Source organism: Sphingomonas sp. MS122 (assembly GCF_049532975.1).
Lineage (GTDB): Bacteria > Pseudomonadota > Alphaproteobacteria > Sphingomonadales > Sphingomonadaceae > Sphingomonas.
On sequence record NZ_CP186695.1, the window covers coordinates 2,152,545 to 2,174,152 of the forward strand.

At 69.0% G+C, this 21,608-nt stretch carries 22 protein-coding genes and 1 riboswitch; of the genes, 13 read left to right on the forward strand and 9 right to left on the reverse strand.

What is annotated here, in order from left to right:
• Positions 1-6: 6 nt before the first annotated feature.
• From ACO227_RS10280 to ACO227_RS10290, 3 genes are read right to left on the reverse strand one after another with little or no spacing between them, the layout of a single operon-like run.
• A complete protein-coding gene (locus tag ACO227_RS10280) occupies positions 7-1,653 on the reverse strand; it encodes a type II and III secretion system protein family protein (RefSeq protein ID WP_423601752.1) in 1,647 nt (548 codons plus the stop codon).
• Positions 1,653-2,684 (reverse strand): Flp pilus assembly protein CpaB, encoded by a 1,032-nt coding sequence (cpaB, locus tag ACO227_RS10285; protein WP_423601753.1) that lies wholly within the window; start codon positions 2,682-2,684, stop codon positions 1,653-1,655. The genes ACO227_RS10280 and cpaB overlap by 1 nt, the downstream gene beginning before the upstream one ends.
• 51 nt (positions 2,685-2,735) lie before the next feature.
• Positions 2,736-3,206 carry an A24 family peptidase gene (locus ACO227_RS10290; RefSeq protein WP_423601754.1) on the reverse strand — a complete coding sequence of 157 codons (471 nt, stop codon included), beginning with the start codon at positions 3,204-3,206 and terminating at the stop codon, positions 2,736-2,738.
• Positions 3,207-3,277: 71 nt separating this feature from the next.
• On the opposite strand from ACO227_RS10290, the gene ACO227_RS10295 reads away from it, so the two are divergent.
• The 3 genes from ACO227_RS10295 to ACO227_RS10305 are packed head-to-tail and all read left to right on the forward strand — an operon-like array spanning position 3,278 to position 5,555.
• Entirely contained in the window at positions 3,278-4,222 is a 945-nt protein-coding gene (locus ACO227_RS10295) for an alpha/beta fold hydrolase (RefSeq protein ID WP_423601755.1), read from the forward strand.
• Entirely contained in the window at positions 4,219-5,328 is a 1,110-nt protein-coding gene (locus ACO227_RS10300; RefSeq protein ID WP_423601756.1) for an NAD(P)/FAD-dependent oxidoreductase, read from the forward strand. The genes ACO227_RS10295 and ACO227_RS10300 overlap by 4 nt, the downstream gene beginning before the upstream one ends.
• A gap of 53 nt (positions 5,329-5,381) precedes the next feature.
• Entirely contained in the window at positions 5,382-5,555 is a 174-nt protein-coding gene (locus ACO227_RS10305; protein ID WP_423601757.1) for a YegP family protein, read from the forward strand.
• Between the two features lie 82 nt (positions 5,556-5,637).
• On the opposite strand, the gene ACO227_RS10310 is transcribed toward ACO227_RS10305, so the two are convergent.
• The 4 genes from ACO227_RS10310 to ispH all read right to left on the reverse strand — a co-directional run bounded on the left by ACO227_RS10310 (position 5,638) and on the right by ispH (position 8,996).
• Positions 5,638-6,501 (reverse strand): hypothetical protein, encoded by an 864-nt coding sequence (locus ACO227_RS10310; protein WP_423601758.1) that lies wholly within the window; start codon positions 6,499-6,501, stop codon positions 5,638-5,640.
• A 129-nt stretch (positions 6,502-6,630) separates the two neighbouring features.
• Positions 6,631-7,071, reverse strand: a complete 441-nt coding sequence (rnhA, locus tag ACO227_RS10315; RefSeq protein WP_423601759.1) for a ribonuclease HI — start codon at positions 7,069-7,071, stop codon at positions 6,631-6,633.
• Complete coding sequence (gene thrB / locus ACO227_RS10320; RefSeq protein ID WP_423601760.1) at positions 7,068-8,027, reverse strand: homoserine kinase; 960 nt, start codon at positions 8,025-8,027, stop codon at positions 7,068-7,070. The genes rnhA and thrB overlap by 4 nt, the downstream gene beginning before the upstream one ends.
• Positions 8,028-8,030: 3 nt before the next feature.
• Entirely contained in the window at positions 8,031-8,996 is a 966-nt protein-coding gene (gene ispH / locus ACO227_RS10325; protein ID WP_423601761.1) for a 4-hydroxy-3-methylbut-2-enyl diphosphate reductase, read from the reverse strand.
• Between the two features lie 115 nt (positions 8,997-9,111).
• On the opposite strand from ispH, the gene ACO227_RS10330 reads away from it, so the two are divergent.
• The 7 genes from ACO227_RS10330 (at position 9,112) to ACO227_RS10360 (ending at position 16,735) form a co-directional block, all read left to right on the forward strand.
• Positions 9,112-9,750 (forward strand): hypothetical protein, encoded by a 639-nt coding sequence (locus tag ACO227_RS10330; RefSeq protein WP_423601762.1) that lies wholly within the window; start codon positions 9,112-9,114, stop codon positions 9,748-9,750.
• A 153-nt stretch (positions 9,751-9,903) separates the two neighbouring features.
• Positions 9,904-9,997, forward strand: a riboswitch (glycine riboswitch).
• Between the two features lie 252 nt (positions 9,998-10,249).
• Complete coding sequence (gcvT, locus tag ACO227_RS10335; protein ID WP_423607331.1) at positions 10,250-11,347, forward strand: glycine cleavage system aminomethyltransferase GcvT; 1,098 nt, start codon at positions 10,250-10,252, stop codon at positions 11,345-11,347.
• Between the two features lie 2 nt (positions 11,348-11,349).
• Entirely contained in the window at positions 11,350-11,721 is a 372-nt protein-coding gene (gene gcvH, locus ACO227_RS10340) for a glycine cleavage system protein GcvH (RefSeq protein ID WP_423601763.1), read from the forward strand.
• 148 nt (positions 11,722-11,869) lie between these two features.
• Positions 11,870-13,228 (forward strand): aminomethyl-transferring glycine dehydrogenase subunit GcvPA, encoded by a 1,359-nt coding sequence (gene gcvPA / locus ACO227_RS10345; RefSeq protein ID WP_423601764.1) that lies wholly within the window; start codon positions 11,870-11,872, stop codon positions 13,226-13,228.
• Positions 13,225-14,793, forward strand: coding sequence for an aminomethyl-transferring glycine dehydrogenase subunit GcvPB (gene gcvPB, locus ACO227_RS10350; RefSeq protein WP_423601765.1), 1,569 nt, complete (start codon positions 13,225-13,227; stop codon positions 14,791-14,793). Before gcvPA ends, gcvPB begins: the two co-directional genes overlap by 4 nt.
• 203 nt (positions 14,794-14,996) lie before the next feature.
• Positions 14,997-16,106, forward strand: coding sequence for a serine hydrolase domain-containing protein (locus tag ACO227_RS10355; RefSeq protein ID WP_423601766.1), 1,110 nt, complete (start codon positions 14,997-14,999; stop codon positions 16,104-16,106).
• Positions 16,106-16,735: a DUF938 domain-containing protein gene (locus ACO227_RS10360; protein WP_423601767.1), complete on the forward strand. Its 630-nt coding sequence runs from the start codon at positions 16,106-16,108 to the stop codon at positions 16,733-16,735. The genes ACO227_RS10355 and ACO227_RS10360 overlap by 1 nt, the downstream gene beginning before the upstream one ends.
• Here ACO227_RS10360 and ACO227_RS10365 read toward each other — a convergent pair.
• Complete coding sequence (locus tag ACO227_RS10365; protein ID WP_423601768.1) at positions 16,732-17,649, reverse strand: DMT family transporter; 918 nt, start codon at positions 17,647-17,649, stop codon at positions 16,732-16,734. The two genes, ACO227_RS10360 and ACO227_RS10365, sit on opposite strands and share 4 nt — an antisense overlap.
• Before the next feature lie 85 nt (positions 17,650-17,734).
• On the opposite strand from ACO227_RS10365, the gene ACO227_RS10370 reads away from it, so the two are divergent.
• Genes ACO227_RS10370 through ACO227_RS10380 form a run of 3 tightly spaced genes read left to right on the forward strand, consistent with a single transcriptional unit; the run spans position 17,735 to position 20,169 of the window.
• On the forward strand, positions 17,735-19,270 hold the full coding sequence (locus ACO227_RS10370) for an aminoacyl--tRNA ligase-related protein (RefSeq protein WP_423601769.1): 1,536 nt from the start codon (positions 17,735-17,737) through the stop codon (positions 19,268-19,270).
• Positions 19,271-19,327: 57 nt separating this feature from the next.
• Complete coding sequence (locus ACO227_RS10375; protein WP_423601770.1) at positions 19,328-19,675, forward strand: DUF6152 family protein; 348 nt, start codon at positions 19,328-19,330, stop codon at positions 19,673-19,675.
• A gap of 8 nt (positions 19,676-19,683) precedes the next feature.
• A complete protein-coding gene (locus ACO227_RS10380; RefSeq protein WP_423601771.1) occupies positions 19,684-20,169 on the forward strand; it encodes a DUF6644 family protein in 486 nt (161 codons plus the stop codon).
• On the opposite strand, the gene glpD is transcribed toward ACO227_RS10380, so the two are convergent.
• A complete protein-coding gene (gene glpD / locus ACO227_RS10385; RefSeq protein ID WP_423601772.1) occupies positions 20,160-21,605 on the reverse strand; it encodes a glycerol-3-phosphate dehydrogenase in 1,446 nt (481 codons plus the stop codon). The two genes, ACO227_RS10380 and glpD, sit on opposite strands and share 10 nt — an antisense overlap.
• Positions 21,606-21,608: the final 3 nt, after the last annotated feature.

Consider the following 21,608-nt stretch of genomic DNA (forward strand, 5'->3'; position numbering starts at 1 on the left):
CTGCGATCAATTGAAACCGAAGCCGGGGACCGGCGTGTCGGCGCCCTTCTTGCGCTTGCCCTGCTTGCCGGGCGCGAGGCTCGGCTGCGCCGGAGTGGCGACGGGCTGCTGCGGTTGCCGCTGCTCGCCCGGCGCGCCGGGGTTCACCGCGCCCAGCGAAGGCGTCGCGGCCGCGGACGGCGCCATGCTCGGCATCGGACGCTGTCCGCCGCTCTTGCTGGTCTCGAGCTGGCCCAGGAACACGCGCTCGACATCGGTCGGCGCGCGATAACCGTCGGTCGGCAGGCGGATCTGGTTCGCGTTGACCGGCTTCACCAGATAGGGGGTGATGACGATCACCAGCTCGGTCTCGTTGCGCCTGAAGCCGTTCGAGCGGAACAGCGCGCCCAGGATCGGCACGTCGCCGAGGCCCGGTGCCTTGTCGATCGAGTTGTCGTGCGAGTTCTGCAGCAGGCCGCCGATCATCAGGCTCTGGCCCGAGCCGAGCTCGACCGTGGTCTCGGCGCGCCGCGTGGTCAGCGCCGGGATCTGCGTTCCCTGGATCGTCACCGCGCCGGCGGCCGATAGCTGCGACACTTCGGGGCGGACGCGCAGCGAGATGCGCCCGTCGGACAGCACCGTCGGGGTGTAGGCGAGGCTCACGCCATATTGCTTGTACTCGACCGACACCGCGCCGAGCCCCTGGCTGACCGGGATCGGGATCTCGCCGCCGGCGAGGAACGAGCCGGTCTCGCCCGACAGCGCGGTGAGGTTGGGATTGGCGAGCGTGGTCACCTGGCCGATTGTTTCGCCGAGGTCGAGGCCGCCGAGGATGTCGAGGCCGAACAGCTTGCCGGCGCCGAACAGCGAAGTACCGGTGGTCGCCTTGGTCACCGCGGTGGCGCCCTCCGACGCTTCCTCGGCGACGCCGAGCGGTCCGCCCGGGGTATATTGCTCGAAGAACTTGCGGCCCTGGCCGATGCCGAACTTGAACCCGCCGGTCGAATCCGCCGAGGCGAGGTTGACGCCGAAATTCTTGACGAAGCTGCGGCTCACCTCGGCGATGCGCACCTGCAGGTTGACCTGCAGCGGCGTCGCGGTCTTGAGGCGATTGATCACCGCCATCTTGAGCAGCGCGTTCGGCGAGGAGAGGTCGACGCCCGGGTTGAGCAGCGACGCGACCAGCCGGTGCGCGGTGGCGGCGTCGTCGGGCGAGGCGACCGTGCCGGTCAGCACCGCAACCTGACCCACGGTGGTCACCGTGACATCGGCGTCCGGCATCGCGACCTTGAGCACGCGATCGATCGAAGTGACGTTCTGGTTGACGCGGACCCGCGCCGAATAGACCACCGCGCCGCTCGCCGAGGTGGCGAACACCGTCGCCTCGCCGGCTTCCTTGCCGAACAGGTTGATCTGCCGCGGGTTGCTCACATAGACGTCGGCGACGCCCGGATTGGAGGTCCACACCTCGGCGACGTTGGCGGGCAGCGTCACGCGCTCGCCCTCGCCGACGGACAGCCAGATTTCGCGGGTCGGGCGCTGGCTGCCGGCGGGTTCGCCGATGCGCGCGCTGCGGCCTTTCTGCGCGAAGCTCGGCGTCACCGGCCCGGCCAAGACCAAGGCAGCGGCCACCGTCGCCGCCATGGGGCGGCGCAGGATCGTTGCGAGATGCATTAGTTATTCCCCCCGACCGGGACAACGGTGACCGCGTTGCCCCGCGAAACTTTGACGACTGGTCCTAGCGGCTTCGTCCCGTCCCCCCCGGGATAGGACCCGCCCATCATGCCGGACGGACGGCGCTCCATCGGCTTGCCCGGCACCGTGCTGCGCTGGAAGCGCGACACGTCGGCGCCGGTCGAGAAGGTCGAGCGGCCCTCCATCGGGCGCGCCGCGACGCGGGCGAGCATCGCCTTCTCGGCCTTGGGATCGCCGCCCTCGGGCACCGAAACCTCGCCCGCGGCGATCGCTTCCTCGAGCTCGCCATTGTTGTCGGCGAGCGAGCGCAGCGACAGCGACAGCGAACCGAGCGTCTGCGCCACCGCGATCTTCTCCGCGATGCGCGGCGTCGCCTCGATCGTCACGGTCGAATAGGTGGTGACGACGGTGTTGCCGCTCTCGTCGGTCTGCTTGTCGGTCTTCTGGTCGGTGGCAAGCACGCGCAGGTTGCGCAGCACCGTCTCCGACGCCTTGAGCGGCGGCCCGTCGCCGCCGCCGGCCACGGTCTGGGTCAGCAGCAGGTCGACGCGGTCGCCCGGGAACACGAAGCCCGCGACCGCGCTCTGGGCGGAGACGGGGACCGTCACCGCGCGCATGCCCGGGCCGAGCGCCGCGGCGAGGAAGCCGCGGTCGCCGGGCTTGACCACCGCGCCCTGCGCGATCGGCTGGCCCGCGGGGATCGCGAAGCGCACCACGGTGCCTTGAAGCGATTTGAGATCGGTGTCGGCCTTGCGGTAATAGGCGCCTTGGACCAGCTCCTCCGGCCACGGCACGAACTTCATCGACTCGGGGCCGAGGATCGTGCCCACGGGCAGCGCCTTGGTCGCGACCAGCACCTCGACGCCCTGGATCGGCGCGGGGCCGTTGGCGGTCGGCGCCGCATCGGCGACGGGGGCCGGGGTGCCGACCATGAGGGTCCGCGCCATGAATGCCGTGACGGCGGCGATGATCAGCGCGCCCACCAGCAGAATGATCTTGCGTCCATCCATGACGTCTCAGGCCTTTCAGTCTTCAGACCGGGTTTCACCGGCGTTAAGCATCTACGTGAACTGGTTAAGAATCGGTTCGCGAAGCATCAGCAGCGCCGCGATGGCGATGGCGATGCCGTACGGAATCTCGGGTTGCTCGCTTCGCCGGCGCAGCCATTTGTCGAGCAGCATCAGCACGGTGATCGCGCCCCCCGCCAGCGACATGATGACGAGCATCGTCAGCAGCGGCTGGAACGGGAACCACAAGGCGAGCGCGCCGATCATCTTGACGTCGCCCCCGCCCATCATCCCGAAGTGGAACGCCACCGCGAACACCGCGAACACGGCGAGCGCGATGCCGATCTGGAGCGCGATCTCCGGCCACAGCGACAGGCCGGCCGCGATCCACCACGGCACCGCGAGCAGCGCGATCGCGGCGTTCTTCCAGTTCGCGATCTCGCGAGTGCGCGCATCCTCGATCCCGGCGGAGACCAGGATCAGGCCGAGCACGACCAGCAGAATCGTCGAAGCTAGCGCTCCCATTTCAACGATGCCCACACCCCTTTGAGCATGGACCCTAGACGCAGGGGCTTTCCAAAACGTAACCAGCGCAAATGGCATCTTCACCATTAGATCGCCGGGCAATCCCCGCGGGCGCCCGCATCGCGAGCTGGGCGGCGCCCGACGGCTGGCAGCTGCGCCGCTTCGACTGGCCGGCGGAAGGACCGCCCCGCGGATCGATCCTGTTCCAGGGCGGGCGCGGCGACGTGGTCGAGAAATATCTCGAGACGCTGGCGCACTGGCAGGCGCAGGGCTGGAACATCACCTGGTTCGACTGGCGCGGGCAGAGCGGGTCGGGGCGGGTCAATGGCGCGAAGAGCGGCCATATCGAGGATTTCGCGGACTTCATCGCCGATTTCGAGGCCTTTGCACGCGAATGGCAGGCGGCGACGCCGGGCCCGCATGTGGTGATGGGACATTCGATGGGCGGGCACCTGGTGCTGCGGGCGCTGGTCGAGCGGGCGATCCGGCCCGATGCGGCGGTGCTGGTCGCGCCGATGCTGGGCCTCAGGGCGCCGCTCGGCCTGGTGTCGCTAGGCGAGCGCTTCGCGCGGCTGATGGGCGGGCTCGGCGATCCCGCGCGGGCGGCGTGGAAGGTCAACGAGAAGCCCTATACCACCGAGACCCGCCAGGCGCTGCTGACGCATGACCGGGCGCGGTACGAGGACGAGTTGTGGTGGCAGCAGGCCAACCCCGCCAACGTCACCGGCCCGCCGAGCTGGAAGTGGCTGATCGAGGCGTTCCGCTCGACGCGCGAGCTGCGCGGCAGCCCGGCGCTCGCGGCGATGGACGTGCCGCTGCTCGCGCTGATCGCCGAGGCCGACGGACTGGTCGATGCCAAGGCGGCACTGGCGACCGTCGCGCGGCTGCCCGATGCGCGGATCGTGCGCTTCGGCAAGGAGAGCGCGCACGAGATCCTGCGCGAGGTCGATGCGGTGCGCGACCGCGCGATCGGCGAGATCGACGGCTTCCTGGACGAGCGGGCGCCGCGCCGATGAGCCGCTACGACGTCGCGATCGTGGGCGCGGGCATCGCCGGCGCCGGCCTCGCCGCCGAGGTCGCGCCGCACGCGCGGGTGCTGCTGCTCGAGGCCGAGGATCAGCCGGGCTATCACGCCACCGGCCGCTCCGCCGCCTTCTGGTCGGAGACCTATGGCGGAGCGGACATCCAGCCGCTGTCCAAGGCGTCGGGCCCGGCACTGCGCGATCCCCCGGCCGAGCTGGGCGGGGAGAGCTTCCTGTCGCCGCGCGGCGAGCTGTTCATCGCGACGCGCGAGGACCGGCATGTGCTCGACCGCTTCGTCGCCGAGTTCGCCGCGGCGGGAGTCAGGCTCGAGCCGGTCGATCCCGCGCCGCGCTGCCCGGGGCTGCGGCCCGAATGGAGCGAGGCGCTGTGGGACCCGACCTGTGCCGACATCGACGTCGCGCGGCTCCACGCCGCCTATCTCGGCGCGGCGCGGCGCGCGGGGGCGGAACTGGTCTGCGCGGCGGGGGTGACCGCGGCGTGCCGGGAGGGCGGCGGCTGGCGAATCGAGACGCGCGCGGGCGCGTTCGCCGCGGAGGTGCTGGTCAACGCGGCGGGCGCCTGGGCCGACCCGGTGGCGGCGCTGGCCGGCGCCCCGGCGATCGGGACGATGCCGCTGCGCCGCACGATGGTGCAGCTGCGAGTCGATCCGCCCGCGCAGCCGGCGCTGCCTCTGGTCCGCGACGCGCGCGACCGCTTCTATTTCAAGCCCGAGGCGGGCGGGCGCATCTGGCTCTCGCCGCATGACGAGATCCCGAGCGACCCGTGCGACGCCGCGCCCGAGGAGCTCGACGTCGCGATGGCGATCGACAAGCTCGAGACCGCGGTCGACTGGCGGATCGACGCGGTCGAACGCAAATGGGCGGGGCTCAGGACCTTCGCCCCCGACCGCAAGCCGGTCTATGGCTTCGATCCCGCGGCGCCCGGCTTCTTCTGGTGCGCGGGGCAGGGCGGGTTCGGCATCCAGACCTCGCCCGCCGCGACCAGGCTCGCGGCGGCGATGCTGCTCGGCACGGCGCCCGATCCGATGGTCGCGCACATCGATCCCGCCGCCTATTCGATCCGGCGATTCCGCGGCTAGACCTGCCCCGCGGATCGGTTATCGTTGGCGTGCCGCAACGAAGGAGGCCGAGTATGGCGCACAAGTTCGTGATCGAGCAGAACAAGGCCGGCGAGTATGTCGCCAAGTTCAAGTACAACAACGAAATCATGTTCTGGACCGAGGGCTATACCAGCAAGGCCTCGGCCAAGAACGCGATCGAATCGATCAAGGAGAATGGTCCCGGCGCGCCGGTAGAGGAAGACTGATCGATTCCACCAAATCGGTTATGCAGCGAAGCGCGGGGGTAATTCTCCGCGCTTTTCTGTGCATGCCCCACGTCCGTGGGATTCAGGTGATCACCACTTCCTCTCCTTCGTCGTAGACGATGAGCATTCTTCCCTTGCCCTCTACGTAATTCTCGCTGCGGATCAGCCTCAGCGTTCCCTTGCCATATTCCGGGCCGTTCGATGACGTGCCGAGAACGCCGACCTCGCAGCTGATGTGATCCCTCCTCGGGTCCCGGCGGCTTTCGATGAAGCGGCATTCCACATCATTTTCGCGGACCCGGGAGAAGACGACCCCCGGACGCGGAAAGAAGATGTAGCGGAATTCATTTTCCCAGTCGGCGCGAAGCAGTTCCCCGATCTCCTGCTCTTGGGGTTCGTCCAGGACTGCCCTGTACCTGCGGTGAAGCTTGCGGCGTTCCTCGGCCGCGTGAAGCTCAGTCCTCTCGAATTCTTTGGCTGACATGACCTCGACACCGTCGATATCGAAGCCGAACCTGGTCAATGTCGAACACAGATTGTTGAAAAGCTCGTTGATCGCGGCGTCGCTGCTCTTTGGGAGATGATAGCTTTGCGTTACCAGGGTGCTCTTTGCGGAAATACGGTCGATATAGCGAATTTTGAGTCCCAGTTCTTCTTCGATGCGGCGGACAACCGGGGCGACCTTTGTCCGACCATCCGTTGCTGCGAAACGATACAGGATCGCGATACCGTCGGAGCTGATCTTCGGGATCGCGGCTAGCCTGCCGGTCGCGCACGACGCCGGGGTGTAATCGATCGGGACAGGCTTTTGGTCGATCGTGCGTGCATGGGCGGCGCCCAGAAGGAGTCCGGCAAATCCCGCCGCACAGATACATCCGCGCCTCATGCGACGAAGATAGTTGATCGCAACGGCGTTGTCGCGCTGCAGGCCGGGGCCGGTGCCCAACGGCGATGATAGATCCTGTCCATGTCCGGATCTGAACATGGGAAGATTGCCGATCGGTTACCGCTGTCCAGTGGCCGCAATCAGATGCGCGGCGCGATCCGCGAGGGAACGCAGCGCCCTCGCCCGTCCCTAAACCCGCAGCGCGGCGTCGCTGGCGAGCTTGTCGGCGCGTTCGTTGTCGGGGTGGCCGGCATGGCCCTTGACCCAGGTCCATTCGATGCGGTGCGGCCTGGCCGCGGCGAGGAGCTCCTGCCACAGGTCGGCATTCTTGACCGGCTTCCTGTCGGCGGTCTTCCAGCCGTTCTTCTGCCAGCCGAAGATCCATTTGGTGAGGCCGTCCATGACGTAGCGGCTGTCGGTCGAGAGCTTGACCCGGCACGGCTTTTTCAAGGCCTTGAGCCCCTGGATCGCCGCCATCAGCTCCATGCGGTTGTTGGTGGTGTCGGGCTCGCCACCGGAGAGCTCGCGCTCGGTCGTGCCCGAGCGCAGCACCACGCCCCAGCCGCCGCGGCCGGGATTGCCCTTGCACGCCCCGTCGGTGGCGATCTCGACCAGCGGCATCTCGGTCATGCGACGCGCGTCACCAGCGCCGGATCATACTGCTTGAGCCGCCGGACATAGGCGAGCGGGTCCTTGCGCATCACCAGCGCGTCGGCCGGCGTGTTGAGCCAGTCCCAGGCGCGCGACAGCGCGAAGCGGATGCAGGCACCACTGGCGAGCTTGCCGAATTCGGCGCGTTCGAATGCCGCGAGTGGGAAGCGGGTCTCGTAGCCGCGGATCAGCGCATCGCCGATGTCCGCGCGATAGTCGCTGCCGGTGGCGTCGAACGACCAGGCGCTGTGCATCACGGCGAGGTCGTAAATGCGAATATCGGTGCAGGCGAAGTAGAAGTCGATCAGGCCGGTGACCTCGTCGCCCAGCATCAGGACATTGTCGGGAAAGAGATCGGCGTGGACCGCGCAGTGATCGAACGCCTCCCCGGACCAGACGGGGACGATCCGATCAATCGCATGGGCGAGGTCGTCGTAGAGGCCCGGCGCGATCTGATCGAGGCTGCGGCCGCATTTCTCGAACAGCGGCTGCCAGCTGTCGACGCCCATCGAGTTGGGCCGGTCGAGCGTGAAGTCGGCGACGGCGGCGTGCATCTGCGCCATTGCACGCGCGGCGGCTTCGGCCTGGGCGGGCGTCGGGGTGGAGAGCGAGACGCCGGGCAGGAACTTGATCAGGCAGGCGGGACGGCCTTCGAGCGCCTGGATCTCGACCCCGCTAAGGTCCTTGATCGCGGGCGGCACCGGCAGCCCCTTGGCGGCGAGGTGATCGAGCAGGCCCATGAAATAGGGCAGGTCGCCGACATCGACGCGCTTCTCGTAGAGCGTCAGGATGAAGCGGTCGCGCGTCGTCTCGACGAGATAGTTGGAGTTCTCCACCCCCTCGGCGATGCCCTTGGCCGAGACCAGCTCGCCGACGTCGTAGCGCGCGAGAAAGGCGGCGAGCGCTTCCGCCGAGACCTGCGTGTAGACGGCCATGGCTCAGGCGGCTTCGAGGCCGCGGGGGAGCTTGAAGGCGATGGTTTCCTGCGCCGTCTCGACCTGGCGCTCGTTGACCTCGAAGCGCGTGGCGAGCTTGTCGACCAGCTCGCGCACCAGCACCTCCGGCGCCGAGGCCCCCGCGGTGATGCCGAGCGTGGCCACGCCCTCGAGCCAGTCGAAGTCGAGATCGTCGGCGCGCTGGATCAGCCTGGCGCCGGTGCCCTCGCGCTCCGCCACCTCGACCAGCCGCAGCGAGTTGGACGAATTGGGCGCGCCGATCACCAGCACCAGGTCGCACGATTGCGCGATCGCGCGCACCGCGGCCTGGCGGTTCGAGGTCGCATAGCAGATGTCGTCGGCCTTGGGCGCGACGATGCCGGGGAAACGGCGCTGGAGGATGCCGAGGATCGCCGCGGTGTCGTCCACCGACAGCGTGGTCTGGGTCAGGAAGGCGAGGTTGGCGGGATCGGCCGGCGCGACCGCGTCGGCATCCGCCTCGGTCTCGACCAAAGTCATGCTGCCCTCGGGCACCTGGCCGAAGGTGCCGATCACCTCGGGATGGCCGGCATGGCCGATGAACAGGATGTGGCGGCCCGCCGCGACCAGCCGCTCGGCCTGGCGGTGGACCTTGGACACCAGCGGGCAGGTGGCGTCGAGATAGGAGAGGCCGCGATCCTGCGCCTCGGCCGGTACTGCCTTGGGCACGCCGTGCGCCGAGAACACCACGGGGACACCGTCGGGTACCTGGTCGAGCTCGTCGACGAACACCGCGCCCTTGGCCTTCAACGAATCGACCACGAACTTGTTGTGGACGATCTCGTGCCGGACATAGACCGGCGCGCCGTGCTTCTCGATCGCGCGCTCGACGATCTGGATCGCGCGGTCCACGCCCGCGCAAAAGCCGCGCGGGGCGGCGATCAACAACTCCAGTGCGGGCTTGTCGCCAAGGTTCGACGGACTGCTCATGTTGCGCGAGGCTCTACGCGATTGCTTGCGCGGGCGAAAGGCGGTTCCTATGACGTGGCGGGCCGGCGCCTGCCCTGCGGCGTGGCCAAATGTCAGTTCGGGAAAGGTGCCCCTCTTGAGTATCCGCAAATTTGGTCTCGCCGCGACGACGATTCTGGCGCTCGCCGGCTGCTCGAAGACGGGCGACATCGCCGAGGGGGGCATCACCCAGGTCCGTTCGGCCTGTCCGCGAGTCGGCGTGGCGGCGCACACCGGCGACATCACGCTGTTCAACCCCGCGACCAGCCGCGACGCGAGCGCGATCGACGTGACCGCGGTGCTGACCAACGTTACCTCGACCTGCAACGATGCGAGCGAGACGATCTACACCGCGATCAACTTCGAGGTGCTGGGCAGCCGCCGCTCGGGCGAGGGCGCGCGCGAGGTGACCTTGCCCTATTATGTGGCGGTGGTGCAGGGCGGCAGCTCGGTCGTGTCGAAGCGGCTGGGGCAGGTGACGCTGCGCTTCGAGCCCGGCCAGACCCGCGCCTCGGCGACGGGCACGGGCCAGGCCTATGTCAACCGCGCGGCGGCGACCTTGCCCGAGGACATCCGCCGCCAGATCACCCAGCGGCGCAAGGCCGGCGACGAGACCGCGGCGATGGACCCGCTGGCGCGTCCCGAGATCCGCCAGGCGGTACTGCGCGCCTCGTTCGAGGCGCTGGTCGGCTTCCAGCTGACGGATGAGCAGCTGAAATACAACGCGACGCGGTAACAAGCCGTCACCCCGGCGAAAGCTGGGGTCTTTCGCCTCCAGCGGGGCGCCTGTGGCAGGAGACCCCAGCTTTCGCTGGGGTGACGATCGTTAGTGATTGACTCCGTTGCCGCGCCCGATCAGACGAGATGCGTCGGCAACGGGCAACCGTTTAAGGCACGCGCGGGAGAGCAGGGGTCGTCAAACACCTCCGCCGAAGGAGCAACCGCCCCGGAATCTCTCAGGCACCCAGGACCGCGCGGGGCCACGACACTCTGGAAAGCGCTCGGACGAAGGTCCGGGCCACCGAAGGGGTAACTCCGCGCCGCGGGGGAAAGCTCTCAGGTTCCGTGACAGAGGGGGCGGCGAACTTCCCGGCGCCTCGTGCGCTTTGGTTCGTCGTCACCAATCACGGGAGTCCGCGCAAGTGAGCGAGAAAGTCCATAACGGCCCCACCGACGCCACCCAGGCGCGCGGCACCGAATATTCGGGCGATCCCGAGGGCGGCGAGAATGTCGAGCTGCTGAGGTTGCCGCTGGACGCCTGGCACCGCGCGCGGGGCGGGCGGATGGTGCCGTTCGCGGGCTATGAGATGCCGGTCCAGTATGAAGGCATCATGGCCGAGCATCTGTGGGTGCGCGAGAATGCCGGGCTGTTCGACGTGTCGCACATGGGGCAGCTGTTCCTGTCGGGCGACGGGCTCGACGCGGCGCTCGAGGCGCTGATCCCGGCGGACGTCGCGGGGGTGAAGGTCGACGGGCAGAAATATTCGCTGCTGCTCGCCGAGAATGGCGGGATCCTCGACGACCTCATGTTCACGCGCTGGGCGGATGGCATCTACATGGTCGTCAACGGCGCGTGCAAATGGGACGACATCGCGCATCTGCGCGAGCATCTGCCCGACGCGATCGACATCAACCATATGGACGAGCATGCGCTGCTCGCGCTGCAGGGGCCGAAGGCGGTCGATGCGCTGAGCCGGGTGGTGCCGGGCGTGGAGCGCCTCGTGTTCATGCGCGGCGGGCGGTTCGAGAGGAACGGCACCAGCCTGTGGATCAGCCGGTCGGGCTATACCGGCGAGGACGGGTTCGAGATCTCGGTCGAGGCGGACAAGGCCGCGGCGCTGGCCGATGCGCTGACGGGGCAGCCGGAGGTCAAGCCGATCGGCCTTGGCGCGCGCGATTCGCTGCGGCTCGAGGCGGACCTGCCGCTCTACGGGCACGACCTCGACACCGAGACGACGCCGATCATGGCGGCGCTGAACTTCGCGGTCGCGAGCAAGCGGCGGCGTGAGGAGGCGAACTTTCCGGGCGCGCAGCGCATCCTGCTGGAGCGCGAGCACGGCCCGATCCAGCGCCGCGTCGGCCTGATCGTCGAGGGGCGCCAGCCGGTGCGCGAGGGCGCTTTGGTGCTCGACGACGAGGGCAACGAGGTCGGCCGCGTCACCAGCGGCGGCTTCGCCCCGACCGTGCAGAAGCCGATCGCGATGGCCTATGTGCCCGTGGCGATGGCCGAGCCCGGCACGCGCGTGACGCTGAGCCAGCGCGGCAAGATCCATCATGGCGAAGTGGTGCCGATGCCCTTCGTCCCCCACCGCTATGTTCGTCAGGGAGCATGACAATGAGCCGCTATTTCACCGAAGATCATGAGTGGATCGAAGTCGACGGCGACGTCGCCACCGTCGGCATCACCGACTATGCGCAGAGCCAGCTCGGCGACATCGTGTTCGTCGAGGTGCCCGAAGAGGGCAAGCAAGTCGGCAAGGGCGACGACGCCGCGGTGGTCGAGAGCGTCAAGGCGGCGAGCGACGTCTATGCGCCGGTCAGCGGCACGGTGATCGAGGGCAACCCGGCGCTCGAGGACAATCCCGCGCTGGTCAACGAGGACCCCGAGGGCGAGGGCTGGTTCTTCAAGATGTCGCTCAGCGACACGAGCGAGCTCGACGGTCTGATGGACGAGGCCAAGTACGCGGATTTCGTGTCGAAGCTTTGATTTTCGCCGTCATGCCGGACTCGTTCCGGCATCCACGGTGCGGCGGGCGATGGGCGAGAGGCTCGACGGCATCCCGCGCGGCAAGGTGGACCCCGGCACGAGGCCGGGGTGACGGTTTTGGTTAGTGGCCAGCGGCCGGAGAACTCAATTGCGCTACCTACCCCTGACTCCCAACGACCGGCAGGCGATGCTCGCGGCGGTCGGCGCGGCGGCGATCGACGATCTGTTCGTCGACGTGCCCGAGAGCGCCCGTCTGAGCGGCCCGATCGCGGGGCTGCCGCCGTATGCCAGCGAGCTGGCGGTCGAGCGGCACATGGCTGCGCTCGCCCGCAAGAACCTGTCGGCGGGGGAGGCGCCCTTCTTCCTCGGCTGCGGCGCGTATCGCCACCATGTGCCGGCGAGCGTCGATCACATCATCCAGCGCGGCGAGTTCTTGACCGCCTACACGCCCTATCAGCCCGAGATCGCGCAGGGCACGCTGCAGGTGATGTTCGAGTTCCAGACGCAGGTCGCGCGCCTGCTGGGGACCGATGTCGCCAACGCCTCGATGTATGACGGATCCACCGCGTGCTGGGAGGCGATCGGCATGGCGCGGCGCATCACCCGGCGCGCGAAGGCGATCCTGTCGGGCGGACTTCACCCGCATTACGTCTCGGTCGCCAACACGATGGCGAAATATACCGGCGACCAGCTGGTGACGGCGCTGCCCGAGCTGACCGCCGAGCCGGACACGGCGAAGCTGATCGGCATGATCGACGACGAGACCTCGTGCGTCGTGGTGCAGTATCCCGACATCCTCGGCCGCATCTCGGACCTGTCCGACCTTGCCGCCGCGTGCCAGGCCAAGAAGGCGCTGCTGGTCGCGGTGGTGACCGAGCCGGTGGCGCTGGGGGCGATCAAGTCGCCGGGCGAGATGGGCGCCGACATCGTCGTCGGCGAAGGCCAGTCGATCGGCGTCGGACTGCAGTTTGGCGGCCCCTATGTCGGGCTGTTCGGGTGCAAGGAGAAATATGTCCGCCAGATGCCCGGGCGCCTCACCGGCGAGACGGTGGACGCCGAGGGCAAGCGCGGCTTCGTGCTGACGCTGTCGACCCGCGAGCAGCATATCCGGCGCGAGAAGGCGACGAGCAACATCTGCACGAGCTCGGTGCTGTGCGCGCTGGCCTGGTCGATCCACATGACCTTGCTGGGCGAGAAGGGGCTGCGGCAGCTTGCCGCGCTCAATCATGCGGGCGCGAGCGCCGCGGCCGAGCGGCTGGCGCAGGTGCCGGGGGTCGAGCTGGTGACGCCGACCTTCTTCAACGAGTTCACGCTGAAGCTCAGCAAGGAAGCGCGGCCGATCGTTCGCGAGCTGGCCGACAGGGGGATCCTCGCGGGCGTGTCGCTGGGGCGGCTCTATCCGGGCGAGGGGGCGCTGGAGAACGGCCTGGTCGTCGCGGTCACCGAAACCACCACCGCGGAGGACGTCGAGACGCTTGCCGCCGCGCTTCAGGAGGTGCTGGCATGAGCATCAACCAGTCCGGCTGGCGTCCCGAGATGACGCCCGAACGCCGCAGCAACGAGGCGACCTATACCGGCAACCGCGCGCTGATGCTCGACGAGGCGCTGATCTTCGAGATCGGCTCGCTCGACACCACCGGGGTCGACTTCGCCGAGGCGCCCAAGGCGGTCTCGCGGCTGGGCGGGCTCGAGCGCAACCGCGACATCGGCCTGCCCGGCCTGTCCGAGCCCGAGGCGGTGCGCCACTATACGCGCCTGAGCCGTCAGAACTATGCGATCGACCTGGGGCTGTTCCCGCTCGGCTCGTGCACGATGAAGCACAATCCGCGCCTCAACGAGCGGATGGCGCGGCTGCCCGGCTTCGCCGACATCCACCCGCTCCAGCCGGTCGATACCGTGCAGGGCGCGTTCGAGGTGATCCATCAGCTCGCCCACTGGCTGGTGACGCTGACCGGCATGCATTCGGTGGCGATGTCGCCCAAGGCAGGCGCGCATGGCGAGCTGTGCGGTGTCCTCGCGATCCGCGCGGCGCTGGATGCGAAGGGCGAGCAGGCGCGCAAGGTGCTGCTGGTGCCCGAGAGCGCGCATGGCACCAACCCGGCGACCGCGGCGTTCGCGGGCTTCACCGTCGAGGATATCCCGGCGACCGAAGCCGGGCGCGTCGACCTCGAGGCGCTCAAGGCGCGGCTCGGGCCGGACGTGGCGGGGGTGATGATCACCAACCCCAACACCTGCGGCCTGTTCGAGCCGGACATGAAGGCGATCAGCGACGCGGTGCATGCGGCGGGCGGATACGTCTATTGCGACGGCGCCAACTTCAACGCGATCGTCGGCCGAGTTCGTCCGGGCGACCTCGGCATCGATGCGATGCACATCAACCTGCACAAGACCTTCTCGACCCCGCATGGCGGCGGCGGGCCGGGCTCGGGGCCGGTGGTGCTGTCGGAAGCGCTCGCGCCGTTCGCGCCGCTGCCCTTCGTCGAGAAGCAGGGCGACCGCTTCGAGCTGATCGAGGAAGAGACGGCGGGCGAGCATCATGCCGAGAGCTTCGGCCGGATGGTGTCGTTCCACGGCCAGATGGGCATGTTCACGCGCGCGCTGACCTATATCCTGTCGCACGGCGCGGATGGGCTGCGGCAGGTGGCCGAGGATTCGGTGCTGAATGCGAACTATGTGCTGCGCGCGCTGGAGGATGTGCTCGATGCGCCCTTCGCCAAGAGCGGGCCGTGCATGCATGAGGCGATCTTCAGCGACAAGGGACTGCCCGAGGGCTTCTCGACGCTCGACATCGCCAAGGGGCTGATCGACGAGGGCTTCCACCCGATGACGGTCTACTTCCCGCTGGTGGTGCACGGCGCGATGCTGGTCGAGCCGACCGAGACCGAGAGCAAGGCGGCGCTCGACCAGTTCATCGGCGCCTTCCGCTCGGTCGCCGAGCGCGCCAAGGCGGGCGACGCCGCGCTCAAGTCGGCGCCGCATTTCGCGCCGCGCCGCCGGCTCGACGAGACCCAGGCCGCGCGCAAGCCGGTGCTGGTGTGGAAGGAGCCGGCGCAGGCCGAGGCGGCGGAGTAGAAGGGGCCGCGTTGCAAGACGCGCGGCAAACCATCTTTCTCGTCATTCCCGCGCAGGCGGGAATCCATTGGCGTTGATGTGGCGGCAGGGGCCGATCGGTCAGCGAGAATGGATCCCCGCCTACGCGGGGATGACGATGAGAATTAGCAGGTGCGTGAACCGCCGAGTGTCGCCTAGCCTTCGGCAAAACCGGGGAGCTTTTCATGATTCGCAGGTTCCTGACCGCCGCCGCGCTGTTGTTCGCCACGCCGTCGCACGCGCAGCCGGACGACGCGGCCAAGCTCGCGGAGTTCAAGGCGTTCGCGACCGAGTTCCGCAAGGAACATGCGGTGCTCAGCCTGTCCTATGCGATCGTCAAGGACGGCAGGATCGTGGCCGCCGAGGGGATCGGCTGGCAGGACCACGACGCCGAGGAGCGGACGACGGGGGACACCAGCTACCTCGTCGCATCGATCACCAAGACCTTCACCGCCGCGACGCTGCTGGCGATGGACGCGGACAAGGTGATCCGCCTCGATGACGAATTCACCACGCTGTCCGACTGGAAGCAGCGCTGCGAGGGGCTGACCAAGAGCGGCGGCATCTTTGGCGGCGGGGTCAAGCTGGAGGACGGCTATGTGCCGCCCAAGCTCGATTGCAGCGCCAAGATCAGCGTGCGGCAGGTGCTGCAGATGCGCGTGCTGGGCACGCCGGGCAGCAACTTCATGTACAATCCGGTGGTGTTCGGGCGGCTGGCGAACTGGGTCGAGGAGAAGACCGGCAAGCCGTTCGACCATTGGGTGCGGCTGTACGTGCTCGACAAGGCGGGTCTGAAGGACATCGCCGCCGGATGGCGCGATCCCAAGGGCGGCGCAGCGCTGCGGAACCTCGCCCCGCCGTTCACCAGCGGCAAGGACGGATGGGACAGCCTGGCGCCGACGCCCTTGCCCAATCCCGAGATGAACGCGTCGAGCGGGATCATCGCCAGCGCGCGCAGCCTCGCCGAATATTCGCTGGCGCTCGATCAGGGGCGGATCCTGTCGCCGGCGCTGCGCAAGATCATGTGGACGCCGCCGACCGATCCCGACGGCAAGCCGGCCGGCTATGCCTATGGCTGGTGGACCCAGAGCTGGCGCGGACAGCAGCTGGTGTGGCACGGCGGCTGGTGGCCCGAGGCCTATGCCGGGCTGCTGCTCAAGGTGCCGGGCGAGGGGCTGACCCTGGTGGTGCTGGGCAATACCGACGGGGTGCACTGGGGCAACCGCACGCAGGTGGCCGAGGTCGAGAAGAGCCCGCTGGCGCTCAAGTTCCTCGAACTGTTCGCGGCGTCGTGATGGCCGACCCGACGCCCTGGATCGCCGCCGAAGATAGTGGCGCGGTGCGTAAGCATGCGCCGGCGACGGCGCGCAACCGCGAGCCGATCGCGGCGGTGCTGGACGAGGTGCTGCCGCGATCGGGCACGGTGATCGAGATCGCCAGCGGGAGCGGCGAGCATTGCGCCTTCTTCGCGGCGCGCTTCCCCGGCCTGCGCTGGCAGCCGAGCGACCCCGAGCCCGCCGCACTGGCATCGATCGCTGCGTGGTGCGTGGGGCTGGCGAACGTCGCGCCGCCGCTGGCGATCGATGCCGCCGCGGCGGACTGGCCGGTCGAGCGGGCGGATGCGCTGCTGTGCATCAACATGGTGCATATCAGCCCGTGGCACGCGACCCTGGGGCTGCTCGACGGCGCGGCGCGCGTGCTGGTGCCGGGCGCGCCGCTGATCCTCTATGGCCCCTATCGCCGCGCCGAGGTGCCGACCGCGCCGTCGAACGAGGCGTTCGACGCTTCGCTCAAGGCGCGCGATCCGCGCTGGGGGCTGCGCGACGTGGCGCAGGTGAGCGAGGCGGCGGCGGCGCGCGGCCTGGCGTTCGAGCGGCTGGTGGAGATGCCCGCCAACAACCTGATCCTCGTCTACCGGCGCTAAGCGCCGGTCGGCGGTTCGTCGGCCGCCGTGACCGGCGAGCTGCGCGCGAGCCCGCGCTGGCGCTCGCGCCAGACGATGTAGAGACCGCTGGCGATGATGATCGGCGCGCCGACCCAGGTCCACGGACTGGGCAGCGCGCCGAACAGCAGATAGCCGTAGAGCGTCGCCCAGATCAGGCTCGAATAGTCCATCGGCACCACCACCGAGACCGGGGCGAAGCGCAGCGCCGCGGTGAGCGCGAGCTGCGCCGCGCCGCCGACCAGGCCGATCGCGACGAGCAGCGCGAAGGTCTGCCAGTCGTGCGGCGCGGCGACGAAGAGATAGCCGATCGCGAGCGGCGGGACCGAGAGGATGGAGAACCAGAAGACGGTGGTCGGCGGCGCCTCGGTGCGGGCCATCTGGCGCAGCTGGATTGCGACGATCGCGACGAACAGCGCCGCGATGAGCCCGACCAGCGCGCCGCCGAGCGGGATATGGCCGCTGCCCGGCTGGGTGACGATCAGCACGCCGACGAACCCCGCGAGCACCGCGCCCCAGCGATGCCAGCCGGTCGGCTCCTTGAGCACCAGCGCGCCGAGCAGGGTGGCGAAGATCGGCACGGTGAAGCCGAAGGTGGTCGCCTCGGCCAGCGGCAGGAGCAGCACCGCGCCGAAGTTGAACACCATCCCGGTGAGGCCGACCGCCGAGCGGGTGACGTGCATCCCGAAATGCCGCGTGCGCAGCGAGGCGAGGCCGGCGCCGGCCGCGACCCAGGCGAGGATGAAGGGGATCGCGAAGAGCTGGCGGAACAGCATGATCTCGACGAGATGCGCGCCGCGCGTCTCGACCAGCTTGATCAGCGCGCCCATCGTCGAGAGCATCAGGATCGCAAGCAGGCGCAGGCCGAGGCCGAGCATGATGCGGTCGGAGGGCATGGGGACCGCCTAGGAGCGTGCGGGGCTAGGGGCAAGCCGTGAAGCGGGGTGACGGCGGCCACGCGACGCGCTATCCGCCGCCGCCATGATCAAGCATGCGCTCAACCTCACCCGCGAAGCGGACTTCGCCGCCTGGTATCAGGCCGTCATCTCGGAAGCGGACATGGCCGAGGAATCGGGGGTTCGCGGCTGCATGGTGATGCGGCCCTGGGGATACGGAATCTGGGAGCGCATCCAGCGACTGCTCGACGCCCGGATCAAGGCGGCGGGGTACGACAACGCCTATTTCCCGCTGTTCATCCCGCTCTCCTATTTCGAGAAGGAAGCGGAGCATGTCGAGGGCTTCGCCAAGGAGATGGCGGTGGTGACGCACCATCGGCTGATCGGCGACGGCAAGGGCGGGCTGGTGCCCGACCCCGAGGCGAAGCTGGAGGAGCCGTTGGTGGTGCGGCCGACCTCGGAGACGGTGATCGGCACCGCCTTCTCGCGCTGGATCCAGTCGTGGCGCGACCTGCCGGTGCAGGTCAACCAATGGGCGAACGTGGTGCGCTGGGAGATGCGCACGCGCATGTTCCTGCGCACCGCCGAGTTCCTGTGGCAGGAGGGGCATGCCGCCTATGCCAGCCCCGAGCAGGCGCGCGAGGAGACGCTGAAGGCGCTCGAGATGTACCGCGCCTTCGCCGAGGACGTCGCCGCGATCCCGGTGATCGCGGGCGAGAAGCCCGAGAATGAGCGCTTCCCGGGCGCGGTCGCGACCTATTCGATCGAGGCGATGATGCAGGACGGCAAGGCGCTGCAGGCCGGCACCAGCCATTTCCTCGGCACCAATTTCGCGCACGCCCAGAACATCCGCTTCCAGAATGCGAACGGCGAGTTCGAGCTCGCCAACACGATCAGCTGGGGGATGTCGACGCGGATGATCGGCGGGCTGATCATGACGCATGGCGACGACGACGGCCTGCGCGTGCCGCCGCGGCTGGCGCCGTGGCAGGTGGTGATCGTGCCGATGCTGCGCGACAATGACGAGGACGCGGCGGTGCTCGACTATTGCAAGGCGCTGCAGGCCGAGCTCGCCGCGCATTCGGTGTTCGGCGAGCCGGTGCGCGCGCTGCTCGACACGCGCGCGTCGAAGGCGGCGACCAAGCGCTGGGGCTGGATCAAGAAGGGCGCGCCGCTGGTGATCGAGGTGGGCGGACGCGACGTCGCGGGCGGCAACGTCTCGGTGATCCGCCGCGACCGGCTGTATCGCGAGGACGGCAAGCTCGACAGCGCGATCGTCGCCAAGGGCGAGTTCATCACGCAGGCGACGGGGCTGTTGCAGGACATCCAGGCGGCGCTGCACGGCGAAGCGCGCGCGCGGATGGACGCGAACATCGTGCGCGGGGTCGAGAGCTTCGAGGCGCTGCAGGCCTATTTCGAGGCGCCGAACAAATATCCGGGCTGGGTCGAGGTGCAATGGGCGAAGCCGAGCGGGGCCGAGCTCGACGCGGTGGTCGAGAAGATCAAGGGCCTGAAGCTCACCTTCCGCAACGTGCCGCTCGACGCGGCGCCGGCGGACGGGACGTGCGTGTTCACCGGCCGACCGGCGGTCGAGCGGATTTTCGTCGCGCGCGCCTATTGATTTGAACCGTGGGCGCGTTCGCGCGTATCCTCCGGCATCCTTACCGGGAGATGAAACATGCGTTCGCTCACGCTGTTCGCCGCTGCGGCGGCCGCCATCGCGCTGCCGGCGGCGGCGCATCATGGCTGGTCGTCCTATGACGAGACCAAGCCGATCACGCTCAACGGCAGCTTCACCGAGCTCAACTGGGGCAACCCGCACGGCACCGCGAAGATGCGGTGGAAGGGCAAGAGCTGGGACATCATCCTGGCGCCGACCGGGCGGATGGAGGCGCGCGGTCTGACCCAGGCCGAGGTCGCGCCGGGCAAGAAGGTCGGGCTCACCGGCTACGCCCGCCGCGACGGCACCGCCGAGATGCGGATCGAGCGGATCATGGTGAACGGCAAGACCGTCGAGCTGCGCTGAGGCGGGGCTTGGAGGGACTGCTCCTCGCCGCGGCGCAATGGCTCGACGCGGCCGGCGTGGGGCCGTGGGCGCGCGGCTCGGGGCTGGTCTATCCGGTCGCCAACAGCTTCCATCTGCTCGGGCTGGTGATGCTGGTCGGCGGGATCGGCGTCGTCGACCTGCGCATCGCCGGATTGTGGCGCGGGCTGCCGATCGAAGCCCTGTCGCGTGCGCTGACGCCGGTGGCGGTGCTCGGTCTGCTGATCATGGTGCCGAGCGGGACGATCCTGTTCGCGGCGGACGGGCGATCGCTGGCGGGATCTGGCATCTTTCACGTCAAGCTGGTGCTGATCGTGGTGGCGCTGGCGAATGCGGTGGCGTTCAGGCTGCGCTGGGGCGACCGGGTTCGCGAGTGGCGGCACCGCGTGCCGGGGAGCGCTCGGGCGATGGCGCTGGCGTCGATCGGGCTGTGGCTGGCGGTCGGGACGCTGGGGCGGTGGATCGCCTATGGCTGAGCCAGCGCGGCGGTGATCGCTTCGGGGTCGGCCGCCGGGTCGAGGCCAAGCTTGCTGCGGCGCCAAAGCACGTCCTGCGCGGTGCGAGCCCATTCGCGGTCGCGCATCCAGCGCAGCTCGATCTCGGTGAGGCCGGCACCGAGATCGGCGCCCAGACTGGCTTCGTCCTTCACCTCGGCGAGCATGTCGAGCAGCAGCGTGCCATAGGCATGCGCCATGCGCGCCGAGCGCACCTCGCCGAGGAAGGGCCAGCGCTGGCGGACTTCCGCCAGGAACTTGTCGAACTCGGCGATCATGCCACCGGGGAGGACGCGCGCGGGGGTGATCGTTCGCCAGGGGAAGCCGAGCGGATGCGCGAGCTTCTTCATCGTTTCCTCGGCGAGCGCGCGCGCGGTGGTGATCTTGCCGCCGAACACCGAGAGCAGCGGCGGGCCTGAAAGGTCGAGATCGAGATGATAGTCGCGCGTCACCGCCTGTGCCGCCGCCTCGCCATCGTCGTAGAGCGCGCGGATGCCGGACCAGCTGGTGACGATGTCGGCGCGGACGAGCTGGCGGGTGAAGTAGCGGTTGGCGGCGGCGAGGAGATAGTCGGTCTCGGCATCGTCGATGCCGGCCGCATCGGGCGCGTCGACCGGGACGTCGGTGGTGCCGATCGCGGTATGGCCCTGCCAGGGGATCGCGAAGACGATGCGGCGGTCGGGCTGCTGGAGGATATAGGCATGGTCGCCCTGGTGCAGCGCGGGGACGACGATGTGGCTGCCCTTGACCAGGCGGACGCCCGAGCGAGTCTCGATGTCCAAGTCGCCGAGCAGCTCGCGCACCCAGGGGCCGGCGGCGTTGACCAGCGCGCGGGCGGCGACGGTGCGGCCGTCGGACAGCGTGGCGCGCCAGGCGTCGCCCTCGCGGCGCGCGGCGGCGAGCGCGGTGCGGGTGACGATCTCGGCGCCGTTGAGCGCGGCGTCCTGCGCGTTGGCGAGGGTCAGCCGTGAATCGTCGACAAAGGCGTCGATGTAGACGAAGCCGCGATGCCCGCCCTTGAGTGGCGCGGTGTAGGCGGTGTCGTTGGGCGAGAGACCGCGCGACTTGGCCAGCTTGGTCCGGCCCGCGAGCAGGTCGTAGAGATAGAGCCCGGCGCGGACCATCCACCACGGGCGGAGGCTGTGCGCGTGCGGCAGGACGAAGGCCATCGGCCGGACGAGGTGCGGGGCGGCGGCGAGCAGATGCTCGCGCTCGTGCAGGCCTTCGCGGACGAGGCGGAAGTCGTAGCTTTCGAGGTAGCGCAGCCCGCCATGGATCAGCTTGCTCGAGGCGGAGGAGGTGTGCGCGGCGAGGTCGTCGCGCTCGACAAGCAGCACCTTGAGCCCGAGCAGCGACGCCTCGCGCGCGATCGCGCAGCCGTTGATGCCGCCGCCGGCGATGAGGAGGTCGTAGGTCACCCA

Bases quoted from the DNA above. Each gene is read 5' to 3' on its own strand.
- ACO227_RS10280 (WP_423601752.1), bottom strand. From the start codon at position 1,653: ATGCATCTCGCAACGATCCTGCGCCGCCCCATGGCGGCGACGGTGGCC.
- cpaB (WP_423601753.1), bottom strand. From the start codon at position 2,684: ATGGATGGACGCAAGATCATTCTGCTGGTGGGCGCGCTGATCATCGCC.
- ACO227_RS10290 (WP_423601754.1), bottom strand. From the start codon at position 3,206: ATGGGAGCGCTAGCTTCGACGATTCTGCTGGTCGTGCTCGGCCTGATC.
- ACO227_RS10295 (WP_423601755.1), top strand. From the start codon at position 3,278: ATGGCATCTTCACCATTAGATCGCCGGGCAATCCCCGCGGGCGCCCGC.
- ACO227_RS10300 (WP_423601756.1), top strand. From the start codon at position 4,219: ATGAGCCGCTACGACGTCGCGATCGTGGGCGCGGGCATCGCCGGCGCC.
- ACO227_RS10305 (WP_423601757.1), top strand. From the start codon at position 5,382: ATGGCGCACAAGTTCGTGATCGAGCAGAACAAGGCCGGCGAGTATGTC.
- rnhA (WP_423601759.1), bottom strand. From the start codon at position 7,071: ATGACCGAGATGCCGCTGGTCGAGATCGCCACCGACGGGGCGTGCAAG.
- thrB (WP_423601760.1), bottom strand. From the start codon at position 8,027: ATGGCCGTCTACACGCAGGTCTCGGCGGAAGCGCTCGCCGCCTTTCTC.
- ispH (WP_423601761.1), bottom strand. From the start codon at position 8,996: ATGAGCAGTCCGTCGAACCTTGGCGACAAGCCCGCACTGGAGTTGTTG.
- gcvH (WP_423601763.1), top strand. From the start codon at position 11,350: ATGAGCCGCTATTTCACCGAAGATCATGAGTGGATCGAAGTCGACGGC.
- gcvPB (WP_423601765.1), top strand. From the start codon at position 13,225: ATGAGCATCAACCAGTCCGGCTGGCGTCCCGAGATGACGCCCGAACGC.
- ACO227_RS10355 (WP_423601766.1), top strand. From the start codon at position 14,997: ATGATTCGCAGGTTCCTGACCGCCGCCGCGCTGTTGTTCGCCACGCCG.
- ACO227_RS10360 (WP_423601767.1), top strand. From the start codon at position 16,106: ATGGCCGACCCGACGCCCTGGATCGCCGCCGAAGATAGTGGCGCGGTG.
- ACO227_RS10365 (WP_423601768.1), bottom strand. From the start codon at position 17,649: ATGCCCTCCGACCGCATCATGCTCGGCCTCGGCCTGCGCCTGCTTGCG.
- ACO227_RS10370 (WP_423601769.1), top strand. From the start codon at position 17,735: ATGATCAAGCATGCGCTCAACCTCACCCGCGAAGCGGACTTCGCCGCC.
- ACO227_RS10375 (WP_423601770.1), top strand. From the start codon at position 19,328: ATGCGTTCGCTCACGCTGTTCGCCGCTGCGGCGGCCGCCATCGCGCTG.